The sequence below is a fragment of the Streptomyces sp. NPDC001927 genome, from assembly GCF_053594455.1.
The window spans coordinates 25,995-46,280 of sequence record NZ_JBSFEN010000018.1 but is presented as its reverse complement, the minus strand read 5'-3'; the positions used below and the strand labels follow the sequence as shown (position 1 = coordinate 46,280).

Genomic DNA, 20,286 nt, shown 5'->3' with positions numbered 1-20,286 from the left:
AGAAGGATCGCGTACCTGGTCGGCCCCGCTTGCCGTCGAGCAGGCGGGGCCGCGCCGCCCCTTCCCGGCTCCCCACGGGAAGGGTCCAGGCGCACGCCCTGGTCACCGCTCGGAACGGCCGGACTGTCAGACCCTCCTCGTAGCGTCGTGAGCACAGGCCGGATGTGCCGGCCGCCGGAGCACGGGAGTGGTCATGGGCGAGATCAGTGTCGACAGGCAGCAATTGGACCGCCTGCTGGCCGACAGCGCCAGCGCGTACGGCGCGCCCTACCAGGAAGCGTTCACCGAACTCGCCGCCACGCACCGCGGCCGGCCCACCGGTGAGATCCTCCCCCTGCTCCGTGCGGCCGCCGACCGTGCACTGCTCGGCTTCACCACGGCGGACCTCCGTGAGCAGGCCGAGGCGATCAGCAGCGGGCGGCCCTACGTTCTCCGTATCCGCGTCGCCGGCCGCTGACCGATAGTCGGGTGCGGCCACGAGCTGCACCTTTGTACGCTGCCCTGGCAGCCGTCGTCGTCTAGCGGCCCAGGACGCCGGACGCCGGTTCGCCCGGCTTCGCAACCCAGGTTCGAATCCTGGCGACGGCTGCACCCAGCCACCCCCTGGTCACAAGCGCCAGGCTCCCAGCCACAGACTGGTCCTGGGCCGACCCCGTCGCGGCCCAGGAGGTGGCCGAGCTCGGGGTGGCTCTCAGTCTCGGGCCTGCGCGCCCGCCTCGGGTACGGACGGGGAACGGCGTGCGAAGGCGAGAAGGGCGCCGAGTGCGGTGAGGAGGGTCAGGGCCGCGTAGCCGTAGGTGAGCGTGGCGGCGGTCGCGACGGCGGCAACCAGGAGGGGCCCGCCGGCGTCGCCGAGTTCCCGGCCGAGTTCGGCGGCGCCCATGGTCTGCCCCATGCGCTCCTCAGGAGTGCTGGTCGCGAGGGCGGCGAAGCCGAGGGGGGTGATGAGTCCGGTGCCGGCGCCGATCAGAGTGGCCGCGGTCAGGACGCCCGCCAGTCCGGGCAGCATGGCGCAGGCGAGGCCGCCGGCGGTGAGGGCCAGGCCGGCCGCGAGGCCGGTGCCGGTGGTCAGGCGCCCGTTGTCGAGGGCGCGGCCCGCGGCGGGTTGGACGAAGGCGGCGGTGGCGGCGAGGACGGAGACCGCGGCGCCGGTGGCGATGGTGCCGAGTCCGGCCGCGGCGCCGGTGACGGGCAGGAAGCCGACGCCGACGGAGAGGGCGGCGGTGGCCGCGGCGAGGGCGGCGGTGGGGCCGAGGAAGAGCGGGTCCGCCAGGCGTCGCCCGAGGTCGAGGACGGTCTGCCGCTGCTTGGGCAGGGGAGGTGCGGCCGGGACGGAGAGGGCGGCCCACAGGGCGACGGCGGCGCCGAGTACGGCGAGCACGACGAAGAGGAGGCGCAGTCCGCCGGCCCAGACCAGGAGTCCGCCGAGGAGGGGGCCGAGGGTGTAGCCGATGGACTTGTAGAAGCCGTAACTGCCGAAGGCCCGGCCTCGCTTGGCCGCGGGGTTGAGGCGGGCGACGAGCGCGGAGGCGGAGGGAGAGAAGGCAGAGGCGGCGGCGCCCTGGCCGAGGCGGGCGGCCCAGAGCCAGCCGGGGCTGTCGGCTATGACGTAGAGGGCGGAGGCGCCGGCGAAGGCGACGAGGCCGCCGACGAGGACGGGCTTGGCGCCGATCCGGTCGGCAAGGGTGCCGAAGACGGGCTTGAGGATGACCTCGGCGCCGTCGTACAGGGCGAGCAGTCCGCCCAGGACAAGCAGGGAAGTGACGGCATCGTCGGAGAAGCCGCCGAGGTTGGCGGCGATTCCGTGTGCCCCGAACGCGGTGGTGAACCCGGCTGCGTACAGGGGCCACATGCGGCGAGCGGGTGGCACTTCGGTGGGCGTGGTGGCGGTCATCGGGGGTCCTCCGCGGTCTCGTGCAGGGCGGCGAAGACGCGCTCGGCGTAGTCCTCGCAGACTGCGGCGCAGGTCTTGAGCCGGGCCGCGGCCTCGGCGGCCTCCGGGGCGCCGAAGACGTCGCGCGCGGTCAGGTCGCGGTGCCAGCGGCGCAGCCGCTCCAGGGACTGCTCCTCTTCCTCCAACTCGGCCAGGGTGAACTTGGAGTTGCGGATCTCCTTGGCGATCTCCTCCTCGAACTTCCCGCAGTCGGCGAGGTACTCGGCCCAGTCCGCCGACCGGGCGGCGTTGAAGAGCTCCCGGAATCGGGCGGCGTCGCCCGGACCGCGCCCTGCGGCGTTGAGGGTGAGGGTCTGCCCGCCGGCCTTCTCGGTCAGCTCCAGGGCTCGGGCGACCCCGTCGGCGAAGACGGGCACGTCGGGCACGGCCCACACGCCCTGCCCGATCGAGAGGGCTCCGATGCGGCGCAGTTCGCGCCAGACGGCGACCCGGTGGCGGGACGGTTCTGCGGGGATCTTGACGACAAGTACGAGCCACCGCTCGCCCGACGCCGGTTCACTGTTCGACACGCGGAGAAATGTAGCGGCTGTTACATCAGATGGTGTATTCCGGGGATCGGCCGGTATCCGAGGCCGTGGGGGAGAGGTCGTGGGGAGCGCAGCTCAACAGCTGGGCCCCGTAGGAGGTATGGCGCCGCACCGATGCCCGGTGCACACTGCGCAACGCGCGTAGAAGTGACATGCGGAGGAAACCTTCCGGTCCCCCGCGTGCAACCCGGCCCGCCTAGAACTGCCCTGCCGCCACGGCGTGTCCCCCACACACCCCCGGTGCGGTGCACCGCGACCGTCCGCAACCGCTCGCGAAAGGCACCCTCATGTCACCTCGTCACCTACCTGTCAGACGCCCCCGCCGCACCACCACGCTCGGCGCCGCCTGCCTGGCCGCCGCCGTGACGGTGGCCATGCTCACCACCGCTCCCGCGTCGAATGCCGCCGCCTCGGTTCCGTCGCAGGGATCGCCGACACAGCTCGACGTCGGCAACTGGAACGTCGAGTGGTTCGGTGCGCCGGACTTCGGCCCGACCGACGAGGCGCTTCAACAGCGGAACGTACGCGACGTCATGGCGGGCGCCGACATGGACGTGTGGGGCCTCTCCGAGGTCGTCAGCGCCTCGGCGTTCGACACGCTCGTGGCCGGCATGCCCGGGTACACCGGGGTCGTGGCCAACGACCCGATCGTGACGAACGGCGCGCAGTACTACTCGGACTTCGGCAACACCGAGCAGAAGGTCGCCCTCGTCTGGCGCTCCAGCATGGCCACCCTGGTGAGCGCGAAGGTCATCCTGGCCAACCAGAACAGCAACTTCGCCGGCCGCCCGCCGGTGGAGTTCACGTTGCGCGGCACGTTCGACGGTGTCACCCGTGACCTCGTCTTCATCGTCCTGCACGCGAAGGCCGGGTCCACCCAGGACGCGTGGAACCTGCGCAACCCCGCGTCGCAGGCCCTCAAGTCCTACCTCGACACGACCTACCCCACACAGAACGTCTTCGTCATCGGTGACTGGAACGACGATGTCGACACCTCCATCACTCCCGAGAAGGCCTCGCCCTACGCCAACTTCGTGAACGACGCGGCCCGTTACACGTTCCCGACGCGGGCCCTGTCGCTGGCGGGCGTGCCGTCGACGGCGGGCTACCCGGACTTCATCGACCACCAACTCACCACCAACGAGGTGCAGGCGAAGTACGTCTCCGGCTCGGCTACCGCCTTCCAGCCCCAGCCTTATGTCCCGAACTACCCGACGACGACCAGCGACCACTACCCGGTGCTTGCTCGCTACGACTTCGTCATCGGTGGTGGCGGCGGACCCGCCAACGTCATCATCAACGAAGTGCTGGCCAACGAACCGGGCAGCAGCACCGCCGGCGAGGCCATCGAGGTCGCGAACACCGGCGGCACGGCAATCAGCATCGCCGGCTGGACCGTCCATGACGGGTCGGCGGTGCGGCACACGTTCGCGGCCGGTACGACGCTGCAGCCCGGCAAGGCGATCACCGTGTTCGGCGCGGGCTCCTCGATCCCCGGTGGCATCGTGGCGGTGGCAGCCAGTACTGGCGGCCTCAACCTGTCCAACAGCGGTGACCAGGTGATCCTGCGGGATTCGGCCGGAGCGACGGTCCAGTCGATGAGCTACTCATCGAGCCAGGCGAACTCCGACGGGGTGTCCATCAACCGAAGCCCTGACGGCTCGGCGACCGGCGGCTGGGGCAAGCACAACACCATCAGCTCCCTGTCCAGCTCGCCCGGCAAGCGCGCCAACGGAACGGTGTACTGAGCCCCGATCCGTCAGCGTGACTTCGAAGTGATCGATTAGCGGGGCCCGGGGCTGGTCGGCTGGTGGACGTAGCGCGGTAGCCGTTGGTCTGCCCAGCTCTTCCGCGTGTGCACAGATCTCGGGCCCTCGCGGGCGGGTCCACGAACCCGCCCGCGGAGGGCTCGGTGATCCACGTGGAGCGGGGGCGGTGCACCGTGTGCGGATCAGCGGGCGATCGAGATCGCGAAGGGCGTGAACCCGCTGGACCGGATCACGTGCGGTACGAACAGAATCGCGGCCTCCGTGGCGCGGGCGGTCCGGATCCCGCCGAGATCAGTGATCCACTCCTTGCGCCAGCCGAGGTTGATGAGCAGTTCGCGGACGGTCTGCTTGGCCTGCGGGTCCTCGCCGGAGAGGAAGGCGTCGGGCGTCTGGGTGAGCGTGGCCGGCGCGGTCATCACCGGGAAGAGCATGGTGTTGAGTGTCTTGACGACGCGCGTTTCGGGGAGCGCTTCCTGGAGTTGCTCGGCGAGGCTCGAGCCGGGGTAGATCAGGTCGGCGGGCAGTCCGTCCGGTCCGTCGACGGTGGCGTTGGAGACGTCGACGAGGATCTTGTCGCGCAGTTCCTCGCGCAGGGCGACGAGCCGGTCCAGCGAGCCGGCGCCTGGGGTGGCGTTGATGACGATCTGGGCCCTCCGGGCAGCGTCGGCGGCGGCGCCCGGCGCGCGGTCCGCGACGGTCACCTCATGCCCTGCGCGGGTGAGGGCTGTGGCCAGGTTGCCGCCGACGCGGCCGTTTCCGAGAACTGCGATCGTGGTCATGGTGATCTGGTCCTTCCGTGCGTGCGGGTTGTCGTGGGCGGTCAGCGTGAGAGCGTGGCGACGGCTTCGGCGTGGACACCGGGCGCGGCGGCCAGGAAGCTCTCGCTCTGCGGGGTCCAGGGGCGGCCCTCGGCGTCGGAGATCCGTCCGCCGGCCTCGGTGACGAGCAGCGCTCCGGGCAGCAAGTCCGCGCGGGCGCCGGCGAACTGCCAGAAGGCGTCCATCCGGCCGGCGGCCACGTTCAGCAGGTGCAGGGTCGCGGGCACGGCGGTGCGGACGACGAGCGCGTCGAAGAGCATCGCGGTGATCGAGGAGCCGACGCGCCGCACGACCTTCTCGTCCTCGTCCGGCCGGGCCTGGCTGGTGGCCACGATGCTCAGGCCGAGGTCCTCGGCCCCGGAGACCTGCAGCGGCCGACCGTCGAGGAAGGCGCCCGCGCCGGTGAGCGCGGTGTAGGTCTCGCCGGTCATCGGCAGGTGGACCGCGGTGAGCACCGGCTGGTTCTCACGCACGAGGGTGGCGGTCACCGCCCACTCCGGCAGGGCGTGCAGGTGGTTGACGTTGCCTTCGGCCGGATCCACGACCCACCATTCGCCGGGCGGCAGCGCCCCGCCGTCCAGCTCGTCCTCCACCCAACCGGCGTCCGGGCGCAGGCGCGTGAGGCGGGGGCGCAGGATGTCGAGGGCCGTGTCGTCGTTGGCGGCGAGCGCGCGCATCAGCTCTTCACGGGTCTGGTAGGGGACCACGTCACCGAAGCGCTCGCGCAGCGCCGAACCTGCCGCGCGCACGGCGATCGCGGTCTGGTCGAGCAGGTCGGCGTCGGAGGTGGCGACGTCAGTGGTCTGAATCATTTCGGACATGGCGAACTCCCTTTTGAGAATGAGGTGATGGGGCCGTTCGGGCCGAACTGTGCGCTCTGTTCAGCGCTCTGCTCTCGAAGGTACGCAGCCCCCCGATTAACTTCAAATGCATGTAAAGCACGGCTAGGATTACTCACATGCAATTGGATTTGAACCTGCTGGCCGCGCTCGACGCGCTGCTGGAGGAGGGCAGCGTGGCCGGGGCGGCCGCACGCCTGCACGTCACCGCCCCCGCGATGAGCCGGAGTCTGGGCCGGATCCGGCGCACGACCGGGGATCAGATCCTGGTGCGCACCGGCCGCACGATGACCCCGACGCCGTACGCGATCGCCGTCCGGGAACAGGTGCACGAGCTGCTGCACCAGGTGCAAGGGGTGCTGGCGCCGAGCCGTGAACTCGATCTGGCAACGTTGGAGCGCACCTTCACACTCCGCTGGCACGATTCCCTGGTCGCCATGAGCGGTCCCGCACTGCTCTCGGCCGTGCGTGAAGAGGCGCCTGGCGTGCGATTGCGCTTCGTCGCGGAATCGAGCATCGACACCCCCGAGTTGCGGCGCGGCGAAGTCGACCTGGAGGCGAACGCCAACGGCCCGAGCGCACCGGACATCCGTGCCGAGAAGGTGGGTGAGACCCGCCTCGTCATCGTCGCGAGGCAGGGGCACCCCCTCACCCGCGTCAGGACCGTCACCACAGAGCAGTACGCCGCCGCTGAGCACGTCACCGTCTCGCGACGTGGAAACCTCAGCAATGGCCTCGACGACGCCCTCGCGCGGCTCGGCCTCACCCGCCGCGTCGTGGCGACCGCGCCCACGGAAGCGGCCGCGCTGGAGTTCGCGCGCGGCTCCGATCTCCTGATCAGCGTCCCCGAAGCCACCACACGGTCCGCGGTCGCCGACCTCGGCCTGGTCGTGCTCCCCCTCCCGCTCGAACTGCCGTCGGCACCGATCTACCTGTCGTGGCATCAGCGCTACGACACCGACCACGCCCACGCCTGGCTGCGCGGGCTGGCGCGAACCGCGCTGGCCATGTGCGGAGCGTCGTAGTCGGCGCCGTCGATCTGAATGCGGTCGCGAAGCCCGAGTTCGCCGCCGAGGCCAAGGGCTGCGAAGGCGGTCGCCGCCCCGCCGTGGCGGCCGGCAAGACCGACGCCGTGCACACCGCGTACCTGGAGGGCCGCTCCATCGCCACCCTCGCCCGCGACCACGGTGTCAGCCGCGACGCGATCCGTACGGCCGTCGCCCACCTCATGCCCGACGGCACCGCCATCCAGCAGGAGGACGCCCCGGCCCCCGAAATGCCGGTCGCCCTCGACAAGCCGGGCAAGGTCACCGACTTCCCACGCCCCACGGGCTCCGCGAGCGGATTGCCCCGGAGGGCGACTCGCCGCTGTGGGGCCCGCCCGCTCGTCCCGCTCGTGGAACCGTCTCGGAACCGCCTTCCGGAAGCCGGACGTGGTGAGTCCAGGACGCCCGCTCGTTGGGCCTCCCCACCCCGCTCCTACGAGCGACCCCGTACCTTCCGGAGGATCTCCTCGCGAAGCCTCGCGCGGTCTGAGTCTCTTCGGAAGCGGACACCCCTCTGGCTCTCCACTGTTTCAGCCAGCCTCCTGGCCTGGCCTCCGTCGAGTCCGTCGACCATCTGCACCGCGAGCCGCATCGCGTGGTACTGCTCGAAGGGGGTGCGCGGGTGCCTGATGGCGGCGAGGGTGGCTTCGAAGTTCTGGAGTTCAGGCTTGGCCTGCATCATCGCCAAGGCCGTAATGCGCTCTTCCTCCGTACCTTCCCGCAACCAGCACCAAGACCTCGGCCGACTCGAAGGACTGCTCCTGCGCCAAGCGGCGCGCACGGGCAACCACGTCTTCCAGAGCCTGGGTGCGCGCGGCACCGGGGCGCATCGATCCACGCACTGAGCCGTAGTCGGCGGCGATGGGCCCCGCAGCGTCCAGCAGCGTCCGCGCCTCCGCACGCAACTGATGAGCCGTGGCAATGTCGCCCAGACGTTCGGACTCCTCCGCCAGTGCGAACCTCTCCGCTGCGGCGGCCCGAAGCCTCAGGGTGGCCCCTCCGAACTCAAGGCTCTCGACGCGACTGCCCAGCAGAGCGAGGAGAAGGAGGACGCCCCCGAAGACGATCAAGGCTGCGGCGCCGGTCCCGTTCTGGGTCGCGAAGACCGCATGTGCCCCCAATCCGAATGACCCCGCGCCGAGGAGAACTGTGAGCGTGCGCAACGCCGGCGTGAACCACACGGTCGCGGTTCTCGTCTTCACGGCCTCTCCGCCTCTGTTGGGATGGGATGGAAACTATCGGCGAACCAGGGCATACCAACCCGTAGAGGACTTGTATTGGGGCTGCGCTACGCGCCATCTGGACCGGCCACCATTGCCTGCTGCTGACTGTCCATCGGGCGGCCCCTCTCCTGGGCCGACTCCGCAGGCCGCTATCCAGCAGCCACGACCGTGCCGGCCGTGACCTGAGGACGGTTGGGGAGCAGCGACGCGAGGTTGTCCCTCACGAAGTCCGCCGCCCGCTCGATCGACTCTTCGGCCCCGGATCGGTCTTCAAAGACGCTGGTGGAGACCATCACTCCGTCTCCGGCGTCCACCCAGTAGTAGGCCACGAAGCCGGGGACTCGGCGGAGGAGAGGTACGAATCCCTCGTCCACTCGGCGTCCCGCCTCGGCAGAGTCGGTCACTCCTTCGTAACGCCGAATCACTGCGTACATAGCTGATCTCCTCCTGGATCCCAAGGTCACCTTGTGCGAATCGACTTCCCCCGCCGAGCGTCTCTCGCTCGGGGGACGTCAGGACGTGACCCGGATAGGCGCACCGGTCATCCAAACCGGGCTTCCGCTGTGGCAGGGGCTGGGCGAACCTGGGCTTCACGGAAATCCGGTCCGAGCCGCGGAGCCCGGCGGCCCGGCTGACCGCCGAACAGGTCACGCCTACTCGCGGCGGATACCAGGCGTCTGCCGGCTCAGACCAGCCGTGCGATGAGGTACGCGAGGGCGGCCGCGGCGCCGAGACAGCCGAGGACGAACACAGAGCGCCACGAGATGCCGCCCTGACCGTGGGTGTTCCCACCGCCGGCCGGCGCGGGGGCCGGGCCCGGCGGCGGCTGAGCAGGCGGGCTGAGCGGCCCTGAAGGCGGGCCCTCAGGCCGCAGGACGGCGCCGCCGCCGGTGTGGCTGCGTCCGGCTCCCGGAAGGGGGTTCCGATACGGTTCGACGAGCGGAACGATGGGCGGACCCCACAGCGGCGGGTCGCCCTCGGGGGAAATCCGCTCGCGGAGTCTTCCATCGGCGGTGCGCCGCCAGGCACGGCCCGCAACATCGGTGAACTCCACGGCCATCCCTGCGGGATCGAGCTCGCGGCCCGTGCCCTCCAGGAGAAGGGCAAACGTCGAGCATCCGCCCGGCATCAGCAGCCTGACACGGTCTGGTCGAAGTACGACCTCCCCGGCGAGGACACGAACATCTCCGACAGGCTGGCTACTGCCGTTGCACACCGTGACACGATCGCCGTCGGCCTCGACGTAATTCGAGATCCAGCTCGCCTGCCGGATCCGTTCCGTCCGCGCAGCCTCCTCCTCGCGCCGTCTCCGAGTCCGCTCCTCACGCTCATCGCGCATCCGCTGAGCTCTCTCGGTGCGGTGGCCGTGGCGGTAGCCGACAACAGCGGTTGCCACCGACACGACCAGGCCAAGGATCGCGATGACGGTCCCGATCATGCCCCCACCATGCAGTCTGCGGCGCCGTCCAGTCGGTTGCAGCGCCTGACCTCCACAGCCCAATCGCCCTATTGGGGGACGGTGCGAGCGTGTCAGGTGACTTGGTCCAGGAGGTGCGGGCCGTTGTTGCGGACGTTGTTCACGGCCATGGAGACGGGCCGGGCGTCGAGTTGGCCGTCCGCGGGCTGGGCGAGCAGGGCGCGGAGGTCTTCGGTGTTCTGGTGGTGGGGGTCGAGCCAGGCGTCGTAGTGGTCGGGGGTGAGGGCCAGTGGCATGCGGGGGTGGACGCGGCCTGCTGCGTCGGTGGCCTCGGTGGTGATGATCGTGCAGGTCATGAGCCAGGCGTTGGGGTCGTCGTCGCTGGTGACGTCGGGGTTGCGCCAGTACTCGTAGAGTCCGGCCATGGCCATCAGCCGGCCGTCGCTGGGGTGGATGAAGTACGGCTGCTTCCGGGTCTTGCCCGTCTGCTCGTCCTTCACCGGCTCCCATTCGTAGAAGCCGTCGGCCGGCAGTACGCAGCGGCGCTTGGCGAAGGCGCGCCGGTAGGCGGGCTTCTCATGGATCGTCTCGACCCGTGCGTTGATCATCCGGGAGCCGACTTTCGGGTCCTTCGCCCACGACGGCACCAGACCCCACTTGAGCGCCCGCAGTTCACGGTGCACTTCGTCACCGTCGTCCCGCGCGGCGCGTTCGAGGACCGCGTAGACCTCGTCGGTCGGCGCGACGTTCCAGCTGGGCTGCAGTGTTTCGTCGGGGCGCCAGTCGGTGACCTGGAAGAGCCGGGTCAGGTCCTCAGGACTGCGGGTGGAGGTGTAGCGGCCGCACATACCGCCACTGTGCCACGGCACCCGCGCTGGGGAACGGTAGCCGGGGGTCAGGCGGCGGCCGCGGCGTGCCGCTCCTGGACGCGCGCCGTACCCGGCCCGTGTGGCCAGGTACGGCGCTCAGAGTCCGAGCTGTGCCCGGTTCGGGGAGTGTGGCTCAGGTGTGGGGTCAGTACGCGTACGTCGTGTTGCCGCCCAGCGAGACGGTCACGCCCTTGATCGCCGCCCCCTCCTTGAGGATCTTCACCGAGTCGTACCGGGGGACGGTCGTGCCGTTGCCGAGCTGGCCCTCGCCGTTGTGACCCCAGGCGAAGACGTCGTCCGCCGTGAGGGCGACGCCGTGCCGGGCGCCGGCCGCGAGCTGCTGGACGCCCTCCAGGCGCGGGATCTCGACCGGGGCGGTGCGGTTGGTGCGGGAGACGTTGGAGTCGAAGGCCTCGTCGGACTCCAGGAGCTGGCCGTACTGGTTGTTGCCCCAGCCCCAGACGTGGCTGTCGCTGGTGGTGACGTAGTTGTGGAAGGCGCCGGCCTCGATGTCCGAGACGGCTTCCACCCAGTCGACGTCGACGGGTTCGGTGGCGGACTTGGTGGAGGAGTTGCCGAGCTGGCCGTAGAGGTTGTAGCCCCAGGACTTGACCGTGTCGTCGGCGGTCAGCGCAAGGGCGTGATGGCAGCCGGCGTCGATCTCCGTGATGTTCTCCAGGCCGTGGACCTGGCGGGGTACGGAGCTGGTGGCGCGGCTGCCGTTGCCGAGCTGGCCGTGGATACCGCGGCCCCAGGCGTACACCTTGCCGTTCTCAAGGAGCGCGAGGCTGAAGTCGCAGCCGGCCGAGATCTGCTTGACCTTGGGCATGCCCTGGACGCGGTCGGGGACCGTGCGGCTGTCGCCGGTGCGGTTGTTGCCGAGCTGGCCGTAGGCGTTGTCACCCCAGGAGTAGACCTGGCCCGCGGTGTCGAGGGCGAGGGCGTGCTTCCCGCCCGCCGCGATGTCCTTGATGTTGGTCAGGCGGGGGACGGTCGTGGGCACGGCCTGGTTGGTGTTGCCGCCGTTGCCGAGCTGGCCGGAGGAGTTGTGGCCCCACGACTTGACCGTCGTACCGGTACGGGCGAGGGCGAAGGAGTCGGCCGAGGAGGTGCCGCCAGCCGACATCTGGTCGACGTCACTGCGCACGAGGTCGGTGACCGAGGACGGGGAGAGGCTGTCGGCCAGGGTGCCGTTGCCGAGCTGCCCGGTACGGCCTGCCCCCCAGCTCAGCACGGTCGGATCGCCCGCATGGGCCGACGCGGCCACCGGGGCCGCGGCAAGGGCAGCGGCCGCCACCACAAGGACGGACGAGCGACGCAGCGAGCGCCAACTGGATCGGGGCATGCTGAAGACCTTCCTGAACAGAGGGATGGCCGACTGACACCACAGAGGGGACATAAAGCCCATAGGCGCCGAAAGGCGGCCGCGCATGTGCCCCAACCTAGATCATTTACGGGCGAGCGGGACGGCCACTTCACTCATCAGGGGGACCCTCAATCGGGTGCCGGACGAACCGCTGCGTTCCGCATTGGCCCGGCTACGCCCACAAGCAGCCGGGCCTGCCGGGGCCAACAGCAGCACACACCCGGTCCAACCAGACCGCCAACCGGCCGGCTGACGCCCTTCCGGTGGGTGAGTGCGGAGTCGTCGGCTACTTCTGTTCGATCTCGACGAAGGTCAGCGGGGTGGTGCCGCTGTTGACGACTTCGTGTTCGCCGCCGGCCGGGCGGGCGTAGGACTCGCCCGACCGCAGTTGTGAGGAGGTGACGGTGCCGTCGGGAGTGATCACGTCGATCGTCCCGTCGGTGACGGGTACGACGACGTAGGCGTACTCGTGCACATGGCGGCCGGTGCTCTCCTGCGGCGCGAAGTCCCAGCGAGTGACGCGTACCCGCTCGTCCTCCTGCTGCAAGGTGGCGCGGGCGGTGGTCGTCATCGGTGTCTCCTCGTCTTCGGTTGCCCAGGTGGCAGGCTAGCCCCCGCGTGCGCGCTGGCGCGGTAGCGCTGCCCGGGGATGTGAGCGCGGATCGCGGGGGATCGGATCGGCGATCAGGGCGGGCGAGAGCCAGGCGATCCGGCTGGAGCGTGCCACTGCGTCGGCCTGCGCTGCCGGAGGAATGTGCGTGCCTGGCTTCTCGGCCGCTAGCGACCGCCGGCGGAAGTCACCAGAGCGACCAGCACGAGAAGGCTCACGGTGAGTGTGATGACATGCTGCGCTTCCCACCCTTGCTGGACGGCCACGACCACGACGGCCGTCACCACGTACGGCCACGAGCGAGACTGCGGCTGAGGCGAGTTGGAACCAGGCACGGTGAACCCCTTGGATCGACTGATCGGCTGGATCCACGTTCACCCGCCACCAGTCCTGAGACCTCGCCCGACCTCTCCGAGCTCCCGCCGGCAGGCTGGCTCGCACCATCGACCGGCTGCGCCGCATGGCGGGTAGAACGCCCGACTGACTTGCTAAGCGGGGGCGTCTGCCGGGGGAGTCTGCGCTGGGGTGTCCGCCGGGGGAGTCTGCGCGGCGGTGCGGGCGAGGCTGTCCTCGATGCGGCGCAGGATGTGCAGAGCCTCCGCTTGCTGATCGGGAGCGAGGCCGCCCGTGGTGGCGGCTTCGAGTTCGGACCAGATGCGTTCGACCTCACGCCGCAGCGCTTGGCTGGCCGTGGTGGGTTCGATGATGACGGCGCGTTTGTCGTCGGGGCAGGGGCGGCGGCGGACGAAGCCGGCGTTCTCCAGGCGCTTGATGCTGCGGGTCATCGTGGCGGCGTCGGAGTCGAGCAGGCGTACCAGGTCGGTCTGCCGCTGGGGGCCGAGCTCCCACAGGTGCATCATCACGAGCTCCTGGCCGAGGTGGAGGCCGACGCGGCGCAGGAGCTGCCCGGCGATCATGCGGTGCAGGCGGGCCACGCGGAAGATCGCGTGACTGACGGGCCCCGCCTGTGCGGAGGCCGGCACCGTCACCGTGGAGGGCTGCGCCGCTTCGAGTGACTCGTTTTGCGTGTCCCGGTGTGTCGCCCGGCTCATCGTTTCCGTCCCTTTCTCGGCCAATCACTGGCCGGACAGTAATCAGGATAGCCGCCCCTGTCGTCATGTGGCACTGGGTATGGAGGACCACCTTCCCAGCGCAAGAGCCCCTTGTGTGACGTGGATCACACGGCGATGGGGGAAGGGTTCGCGATGATTTACTTGTTCGGACAGGTAAGTCTGGTGCAGTCGGTATCGCACACCGATGGAATGCCGGTGAACCGGGCAACCTCCCTCTCCCTGAACAAGGAAATGATCATGACGACCGCTTTTGACCCGATCGAGCTGGGCGGCAAGCGCCTGGCCAACCGCATCGCCATGGCGCCGATGACCCGCAGCCGCGCCTACGGGCCGGGTGCGAGCGTGACGGAGCTGACGGCGACCTACTACGCGCAGCGAGCGAGCGCCGGGCTGATCGTCACCGAGGGCATCCAGCCGTCGGTGATCGGCCAGGGCTACCCCGACACTCCGGGCCTGCACTCCGCCGAGCAGGTCGCCGCCTGGCGGCGGGTGACCGACGCGGTCCACCGCGAGGGCGGGGTGATCTTCGCCCAGCTGATGCACACCGGCCGCATCGGCCACCCCAGCCTGCTGCCCGACGGTCTGATCCCGGTGGGTCCCTCCGCCGTCGCGGCGAAGGGCCAGGTGTTCACCCACCAGGGCCCCAAGGACTTCGTCACGCCCAAGGAACTGGAGCACGACGAGATCGTCCAAACGATCGCCGACTTCGCCGACGCGGCGCGCAACGCGATCGCCGCCGGCTTCGACGGGGTCGAGGTCCACGGAGCGAACGGTTACCTGATCCACCAGTTCCTCGCCCCCAACGCCAACCAGCGCAACGACGCCTGGGGAGGCGATGTCGCGGGCCGGGTGCGCTTCGCTGTCGAGGTAGCCGAGGCCGTCGCGGAGGCGATCGGCGCCCACCGCACCGGTATCCGCATTTCGCCCGGCACCCCCTTCAACGACATCTCCGAGACCGACCAGGCAGACCTGGAGGAGACCTACACGGCCCTGGTGGCCCGTCTCGCGCCGCTGGAGCTGTCCTATCTGCACGTGCTCGAAGGCCCCAACCGCAGTCTGACCGAGCGCCTTCGCAAGGACTGGCCCGGCACGTTCGTCCTCAACCCGTTCACGCACCCCGAACCCACGGGTCAAGCCTCCCTCGGTCTGATCGAGGACGGCGCCGCGGACATGATCGCCTTCGGCGCGCTGTTCCTGGCCAACCCCGACCTGCCCCGCCGTCTCGCGGCCGGCGGCCCGTACAACACGCCGGACGCGGCCACCTACTACGGCGGCGACGAGCGCGGCTACACCGACTACCCGGCCCTGACCGCCTGAGCAGCCGCACCACTCACCGCTCTCCCACCTCTCCCACACGCGCCAGAAGGAGATCCCCTCATGACTGCCACGATCGCCCGCAGGCTCCAGCACGCCGCCTACGGCGGCCCCGAGGTGCTCGAACTCGCCGAGGTGCCGCTCCCGGAGCCCGGCCCCGGCCAGGTCCGCGTCCGCATCCACGCCGCCGGTGCCAACGCCCTGGACTCCAAGCTGCGGCGAGGCCTGTTCAATCCCGGCCAAGAGGCCCCCGCCGAACCCCAGCCCCTGGGCCTTGAGATGGCCGGTGTCATCGACGCCGTCGGCCCCGGTGTCACCGAGTGGGACCTCGGCCGGCCGGTGCTGGGACGCACCGTTCGGCCCGACGCCCTCGCCACCCACGCCCTGGCCCCGGCCGACGACATCGTCGCCAAGCCCGGCTCCCTCACCTTCGAGCAGGCCGCCGCGCTGCCGGTCGCCACGGAGACCGCGTACCGCACTCTGCGCGAACTCGGGCTGCGGTCCGGCCAGACCCTGCTGGTCCACGCCGCCGCCGGTGGCGTCGGCCTGATGGCCGTCCAACTCGCCCGCGCGTGGGGCGCCACCGTCATCGGCACCGCAGCCGAAGCCAACCACGCCTACCTCCGCGAGCTCGGCGCCATCCCGGTCACCTACGGCGCGGGCCTGGCCGACCGGGTACGCGCCGCGGCCCCGCAGGGCATCGACGCCGTCCTCGACGCCTCCGGACGCGGCGTCCTGCCCCTGTCCGTCGAACTTGCCGGGAGCCCGGAGAACGTCGTCACCATCGCCGACCTGGACGCCGCCCGGCACGGTGTTCGCTTCTCCAAGGGAAGCCTGCCCCTCCCGCAGGTCTGGGCCGACGTCCTGCCGCTGATCGAGGACGGCCGGCTGCGCATGCCCATCGAAGCGGTCTTCCCTCTGGAGAAGGCGTCCGACGCCTACCGCCGCCTCGATGGCGGCCACCTGCGAGGCAAGATCGTCATCACCGCCACGACGCCTGTCGACCCTGAGGCCCGGGCGGTCCTCGACGCGGCCGACCAGCCCGGCGTTCCCCCGCTCAACTAGCTCCCCGTACCTGCGGCACGCAAGGCGACCGACCAGATGCCGGCCGACCTCGCGGGAGCGCCCGCCGAGGTCGCCCGCGTCGAGGAGGCCATGGCTCGTCGCCTCACCCGAACGCGCCCTACGGCTGGAGTGTCAGAGGGGTTGTGAGGCGGCAGCCTTCTGCCTGAGGAGGTACCTCTTGCGGCCCCGTTCCCCGATCTTGTTGAGCACGGTGAGCAGTCGGGGCAGGATCCAGGGGAAGCATTCGAGCGTCCTGCAGACGATGCTGTCGCCGTAGGGCAGGTAGGTCTCCAGGCGTCGGGTGCGGAGTACACGGTCGTAGCGGTCGGCGACCTTGTCGACGGAGGTGACGGTGCCGACGAAGTTGAGCACGCTGCCGCCGTGCGTCGCCTCGTGGTGCAGCATCGGAGTGTCGACCGCGCTGACGTAGATTCCGCTGACGGCCACGTCGGTGTCGCGCAGTTCGGCGTGCAGGGCCGCCAGGTAGGCCCGCACGCCGGCCTTGGCCGCCGAGTAGGTCGCCGACCCCGGAAGGGCGAGGATCCCGCCCGTCGACACCGTGGCGAGGATGTGGCCCTCGTTCTTCTGCTTGAAGACGCGTGCGGCGCCGGCCACGACATGCAGGACGCTGCGCAGCATGACGTCGATTTGGAGGTCGATCTGCTCCGTGGCGAGGTCGGTGACATCGCCGGGGACGATGACCCCGGCGTTGCAGATGAGTACGTCGAGGTCTTGTGCCCACTCGTTCTCGATCGACCGGACGAGCGCCGAGACGTCGGTGGGGTCGGTGAGGTCGCAGACGACGGGGATGCCGGCGGGCGCGATCCCGGCGGCCGCGCGCTGCGTCAGCGTGGCGTCGCGGTCGACGACGATCACGGTGTGGCCCCTGGCGGCGAGACGTCGTGACACTTCGAGACCGATACCGCCGGCCGCTCCCGTGACCAGGGCGAGTCTGCGCTCAGACATGAGCGCCTCCGGTGGCTCGAGTCCGCCCGTCCTTGTTCGTCGGCTGCTTCCTGACGCTGTCGAACATGCCGGGAGTGAGCTCGGTCCAGCCGAGGTCACGACGAACCTCGCGCAGGTACCGCTTGAAGGCGGCTGCGTCCACGTATCCCTGGTTGCGCGGGGTGGCGACGAAATTGATCCCGCCGCCGAGGTCGGGACGGTCCTGCTGAATGCGGTGTCGGAACACCTCGGCTCGGGCCGGCGCTGCCCGCTGATCGTCGAGGTGCTGGGCGACGACATGGCTGATGTGATCGAACAGTGTGTAGGCGCTGGAGTTGGTCTCGAGGTAGCCGAGGCCGAAGAGGTTCGGCTGGGTCCGGCTGAACGCGGTGAGGTAGAGGTCGGGGCGCCCCTCGTTCCACTCAAACAAGTGCTCGGCGTACGGCATCCCCCAGTCGTAGCCCGTGGCGTACAGGACCAGGTCGATCTCCTCCGACGTACCGTCGGCGAAGTTCACCCGCGGGCCGCTGAAGCTGGTCACATCGCCGCGGATGGCGACATCACCGTGCTGGAGATGGTGGACCAGCTGACTGTTCAGCAGGGGATGCGTCTCGAAGAGCTTGTGGTCGGGCCTGGATAGTCCAAGCCTGGTCAAGTCGCCCTGGATCAGCCTCAGTAGGCGGCTGAAGAAGAAGCGCTCGACCCTGATCGGGAGACTCAGGCCACGCTCGGCGAACTCGTCGATCGGCATCCCGAAGAGGTGCTTGGGGATGATGTGGTACCCGCGGCGTACGCTGACGAAGGCGGCGTCGGCGTTCTGGGCGGCGTCGCAGGCGATGTCGGCCCCAGAGTTTCCCAGCCCCACGATCAGCACCCGCTTCCCCCGGAACTCCGCGGGGTCGCGGTAGGTGCCGGCGTGGCGCACCTCGCCGTCGAAGACCCCCGGGTGCTGAGGGGAGCGTGGCTGCCACGTCACACCGGTCGCACAGACGACAGCGTCGTACGTCGCAGTGGAGCCGTCGGAAAGCGACAGGGTCCACCGCTCCCCGTCGCGCGTGACGCGCTCGACCGAGGTGTTGAACCGGATCGCCTCGCGCAGTCCGAAGGTCTCGGCGAACGACCGTGTGTAGGACAGGATCTGACGGTTGCTCGGATAGTCCGGATACGTGTCCGGCATCGGGAAGTCGAAGAATCCCGAGAGCTTCCGTGAGGAGATGAAGTGCGCCGACTCGTACATCGGGGTGCCGGGATTGTCGAGATCCCAGATACCGCCGACGTCGGAGTGCCGCTCGAACTGGTCGTAGCCGATGCCGACGCGCCTGAGCGCACGCGCCATCGACAGGCCTGCCGGACCGGCGCCTATGACGGCCGCCCGGAAGCCGCTGGAAGGGGTCTGAGTCATGGGCAGATGACACCACCGGGAACATCGGCGAGGGGAGGGCATCTCCTCCTAGAATGGGGGGCAAACCGGACGCGAGGAGGCGCATGCGCGACCATGACCCGCGACTGAGCGTCGCCGTCATCCCGCCCTCGGTCCTCCTCGGCCTGATCGAAGTCGCGCGGGCCGAGGGCTGCGCGACACAGAACTGGTTCGCCGGAAGCGGCCTGACCGAGGAGATCCTGGGGCGTCCGGAGACACGGGTGTCGTACCGTCAGACCGCGGCGATCGTGGGACGTGCCCTCCAGGTCCTGGACGGCCCGGTCGGCCTTCGGGTCGGTACCCGCGACCCGCTGTTCTCCTTCGGAATGCTCGGGATCGCCCTCCGGTCGAGCGAGACCGTCGGCGACGCCGCGCTGGCCGCATCGGAGCTCCACCAAGCGGCCGGCTCACTGACGGACGTGGAGATCGAACGGCTGGGACCCGAGGTGGGCTTTCGCCTGCATCAGCGCCACCCGGACCCCGCCCTGGTCGCGTTCGAGGAGGCGTTCGCCAGCACCCTGCTGCTCGCCCGGACACTCCTCGGCCCGGACTTCGCGCCATCCAGGCTCCAGCTCGGGTACACCGTACAACGCGACCGCGCGCTCGCCTACGCACGCTTCTTCCAGTGCCCGATCGAGTACGAAGCCGATGCCCACCGGATGTTGCTCCCTGCGGGCCTGCTCGACGTGCGCCTCAGCACCTACAACGAGGCAAATCGTGTACTCGCCCTCGAAGCGTGCCGCCGCCAGCTCGACGAGAAGGGTCCGGACGACCTCATCGCCACCCTCGAGATGATGCTGGCCGAACGCCTGCGCCGCCCCCTCACCATGGCCCAGGCCGCGGAGCGACTCGCGATCACCGAACGCCAGCTCCGGCGTCGACTGACAGATGCCGGAACCCGATTCAGTGCGATCCGCGACCGAGTACGAGAACACCGCGCGACCGCTCTCCTCACCGGCAGCGGCCTGCCGATCGGCGCGATCGCCGAAGAAGTCGGCTACACCGACGCGCGCGAGTTCAGACGCGCGTACATCCGCTGGACCGGACGGACACCGAGCCAGGCGCGGGCCGGAATCGCTTCACCTCCGACGATGTGACGCTGCCGGCCGCGGTCGATCGCTCCCGTCCTCAGTTCATCTGTACCGAGCGGATGGAATTCCCCATGACCATGCGGTCGATCGGGCTCGTGGCGCTGCTGGGGTCGTTCGCGGCGCCGATGGTGAGGAGCAGGGGTACGTAGTGGTCGGCCGTGGGGTGGGCGATCTTGGCGCCGGGGGCTTTGTGGCGGTAGTCGGTGAGGGCGTCGACATCGCCCCGCTCCAGTGCGTCGGCGGCCCACTCGTCGAAGGCTCTGGTGTGTCCGGCGAGGTCCGGGCGGCGGAGGACCGCGAAGCTGTGGGTCATGAAGCCCGAGCCGATGACCAGGATGCCTTCGTCGCGCAGGGAGCGCAGGCGAGTCCCGAGTTCGAGCAGCGTGGCGGGGTCGAGGCTGGGCATGGACAGTTGGACGACCGGGACGTCCGCCGCGGGATACATGGCCATGAGGGGGATGAACGCGCCGTGGTCGAGACCCCGGTCGCGGTGCTCGTGGACCGTGGTCGCCGGGTTGAGCGTGGCGGTGAGGCGTCGGGCGAGGTCGGTCGCGTCCGGGGTCGCGTAAGGGAGGGTCTTGTAGCGGGGGTGGAAGCCGCTGAAGTCGTAGAGGAGTGGGGTGCCCGCGGCCGCGCCCGAGATCGCGGCCGGTGCGTCCTCCCAGTGCGCCGAGACGATCACGATGGCTTTCGGTTTGGGCAGGGACTGCGCCCAGGTGAACAGGTCGTCGAGCCACTGTGGATCGTCGAGGGTGAAGGGTGCGCCGTGACTGATGAACAGGCTCGGGAGTGCCCCGTCGGTGGGGGTCCAGAGCCGCTGTTCGTGGGCCCTGGGGAGGACCCGGGCGAGGTGATCGTCGTACGCCCCGGCGGGGATGGGGGGCGTGGGGTGAGTGGTCAATGGAGTGTCGCTCCTTGCCGGTTGGGGCGGGCCGGTCCG

At 70.0% G+C, this 20,286-nt stretch carries 21 protein-coding genes and 1 tRNA gene; 7 read left to right on the top strand and 15 right to left on the bottom strand.

Annotated features, from left to right (window positions below; translation table 11 throughout):
- Positions 1–193 precede the first annotated feature (193 nt).
- Together ACWCO8_RS36120 and ACWCO8_RS36115 are read left to right on the top strand one after the other, a co-directional pair.
- Positions 194–457 carry a hypothetical protein gene (locus tag ACWCO8_RS36120; protein WP_451035756.1) on the top strand — a complete coding sequence of 88 codons (264 nt, stop codon included), beginning with the start codon at positions 194–196 and terminating at the stop codon, positions 455–457.
- A gap of 50 nt (positions 458–507) precedes the next feature.
- A tRNA-Arg gene (locus ACWCO8_RS36115) sits at positions 508–588 on the top strand.
- Positions 589–691: 103 nt separating this feature from the next.
- Here the strand turns inward: ACWCO8_RS36115 and ACWCO8_RS36110 are convergent.
- Positions 692–1,852 carry an MFS transporter gene (locus ACWCO8_RS36110; protein WP_451035794.1) on the bottom strand — a complete coding sequence of 387 codons (1,161 nt, stop codon included), beginning with the start codon at positions 1,850–1,852 and terminating at the stop codon, positions 692–694.
- 38 nt (positions 1,853–1,890) lie between these two features.
- On the bottom strand, positions 1,891–2,463 hold the full coding sequence (locus ACWCO8_RS36105) for a Chromate resistance protein ChrB (protein ID WP_451035755.1): 573 nt from the start codon (positions 2,461–2,463) through the stop codon (positions 1,891–1,893).
- A gap of 305 nt (positions 2,464–2,768) precedes the next feature.
- Here ACWCO8_RS36105 and ACWCO8_RS36100 point away from each other — a divergent pair, with 305 nt between their 5' ends.
- Positions 2,769–4,229, top strand: coding sequence for a lamin tail domain-containing protein (locus tag ACWCO8_RS36100; RefSeq protein ID WP_451035754.1), 1,461 nt, complete (start codon positions 2,769–2,771; stop codon positions 4,227–4,229).
- A gap of 203 nt (positions 4,230–4,432) precedes the next feature.
- On the opposite strand, the gene ACWCO8_RS36095 is transcribed toward ACWCO8_RS36100, so the two are convergent.
- Both ACWCO8_RS36095 and ACWCO8_RS36090 read right to left on the bottom strand, forming a co-directional pair.
- The gene (locus ACWCO8_RS36095; protein WP_451035753.1) at positions 4,433–5,029 is read right to left on the bottom strand and encodes an NADPH-dependent F420 reductase; all 597 of its coding nucleotides are present in this window, start codon (positions 5,027–5,029) and stop codon (positions 4,433–4,435) included.
- 41 nt (positions 5,030–5,070) lie between these two features.
- Positions 5,071–5,889: an inositol monophosphatase family protein gene (locus tag ACWCO8_RS36090; RefSeq protein ID WP_451035752.1), complete on the bottom strand. Its 819-nt coding sequence runs from the start codon at positions 5,887–5,889 to the stop codon at positions 5,071–5,073.
- A gap of 137 nt (positions 5,890–6,026) precedes the next feature.
- Here ACWCO8_RS36090 and ACWCO8_RS36085 point away from each other — a divergent pair, with 137 nt between their 5' ends.
- On the top strand, positions 6,027–6,932 hold the full coding sequence (locus tag ACWCO8_RS36085) for a LysR family transcriptional regulator (RefSeq protein WP_451035751.1): 906 nt from the start codon (positions 6,027–6,029) through the stop codon (positions 6,930–6,932).
- A 454-nt stretch (positions 6,933–7,386) separates the two neighbouring features.
- Here the strand turns inward: ACWCO8_RS36085 and ACWCO8_RS36080 are convergent, their stop codons facing one another.
- The 8 genes from ACWCO8_RS36080 to ACWCO8_RS36045 form a co-directional block, all read right to left on the bottom strand.
- Complete coding sequence (locus ACWCO8_RS36080) at positions 7,387–7,635, bottom strand: hypothetical protein (RefSeq protein ID WP_451035750.1); 249 nt, start codon at positions 7,633–7,635, stop codon at positions 7,387–7,389.
- Entirely contained in the window at positions 7,616–8,155 is a 540-nt protein-coding gene (locus ACWCO8_RS36075; protein WP_451035749.1) for a hypothetical protein, read from the bottom strand. The genes ACWCO8_RS36080 and ACWCO8_RS36075 overlap by 20 nt, the downstream gene beginning before the upstream one ends.
- A gap of 170 nt (positions 8,156–8,325) precedes the next feature.
- A complete protein-coding gene (locus ACWCO8_RS36070) occupies positions 8,326–8,610 on the bottom strand; it encodes a hypothetical protein (RefSeq protein ID WP_451035748.1) in 285 nt (94 codons plus the stop codon).
- A gap of 251 nt (positions 8,611–8,861) precedes the next feature.
- Positions 8,862–9,614 carry a hypothetical protein gene (locus tag ACWCO8_RS36065; RefSeq protein WP_451035747.1) on the bottom strand — a complete coding sequence of 251 codons (753 nt, stop codon included), beginning with the start codon at positions 9,612–9,614 and terminating at the stop codon, positions 8,862–8,864.
- A 92-nt stretch (positions 9,615–9,706) separates the two neighbouring features.
- Positions 9,707–10,441, bottom strand: coding sequence for an SOS response-associated peptidase (locus tag ACWCO8_RS36060; RefSeq protein WP_451035746.1), 735 nt, complete (start codon positions 10,439–10,441; stop codon positions 9,707–9,709).
- Positions 10,442–10,607: 166 nt separating this feature from the next.
- Positions 10,608–11,807, bottom strand: a complete 1,200-nt coding sequence (locus tag ACWCO8_RS36055; RefSeq protein WP_451035745.1) for an RCC1 domain-containing protein — start codon at positions 11,805–11,807, stop codon at positions 10,608–10,610.
- A gap of 307 nt (positions 11,808–12,114) precedes the next feature.
- Positions 12,115–12,399, bottom strand: a complete 285-nt coding sequence (locus tag ACWCO8_RS36050) for a cupin domain-containing protein (RefSeq protein WP_451035744.1) — start codon at positions 12,397–12,399, stop codon at positions 12,115–12,117.
- 527 nt (positions 12,400–12,926) lie between these two features.
- On the bottom strand, positions 12,927–13,490 hold the full coding sequence (locus tag ACWCO8_RS36045) for a MarR family winged helix-turn-helix transcriptional regulator (protein WP_451035743.1): 564 nt from the start codon (positions 13,488–13,490) through the stop codon (positions 12,927–12,929).
- A gap of 258 nt (positions 13,491–13,748) precedes the next feature.
- On the opposite strand from ACWCO8_RS36045, the gene ACWCO8_RS36040 reads away from it, so the two are divergent.
- Positions 13,749–14,828, top strand: a complete 1,080-nt coding sequence (locus ACWCO8_RS36040; protein WP_451035742.1) for an alkene reductase — start codon at positions 13,749–13,751, stop codon at positions 14,826–14,828.
- Between the two features lie 60 nt (positions 14,829–14,888).
- On the top strand, positions 14,889–15,890 hold the full coding sequence (locus ACWCO8_RS36035; protein ID WP_451035741.1) for an NADP-dependent oxidoreductase: 1,002 nt from the start codon (positions 14,889–14,891) through the stop codon (positions 15,888–15,890).
- Positions 15,891–16,022: 132 nt separating this feature from the next.
- On the opposite strand, the gene ACWCO8_RS36030 is transcribed toward ACWCO8_RS36035, so the two are convergent.
- Positions 16,023–16,856, bottom strand: coding sequence for an SDR family NAD(P)-dependent oxidoreductase (locus tag ACWCO8_RS36030; RefSeq protein WP_451035740.1), 834 nt, complete (start codon positions 16,854–16,856; stop codon positions 16,023–16,025).
- Positions 16,849–18,237, bottom strand: coding sequence for a flavin-containing monooxygenase (locus tag ACWCO8_RS36025; RefSeq protein WP_451035739.1), 1,389 nt, complete (start codon positions 18,235–18,237; stop codon positions 16,849–16,851). Before ACWCO8_RS36025 ends, ACWCO8_RS36030 begins: the two co-directional genes overlap by 8 nt.
- A gap of 83 nt (positions 18,238–18,320) precedes the next feature.
- Between ACWCO8_RS36025 and ACWCO8_RS36020 the strand changes: the two genes are divergently transcribed.
- Positions 18,321–19,352, top strand: a complete 1,032-nt coding sequence (locus ACWCO8_RS36020) for an AraC family transcriptional regulator ligand-binding domain-containing protein (RefSeq protein WP_451035738.1) — start codon at positions 18,321–18,323, stop codon at positions 19,350–19,352.
- Positions 19,353–19,383: 31 nt separating this feature from the next.
- On the opposite strand, the gene ACWCO8_RS36015 is transcribed toward ACWCO8_RS36020, so the two are convergent.
- Positions 19,384–20,247 carry a DODA-type extradiol aromatic ring-opening family dioxygenase gene (locus ACWCO8_RS36015; protein WP_451035737.1) on the bottom strand — a complete coding sequence of 288 codons (864 nt, stop codon included), beginning with the start codon at positions 20,245–20,247 and terminating at the stop codon, positions 19,384–19,386.
- Between the last annotated feature and the right edge of the window lie 39 nt (positions 20,248–20,286).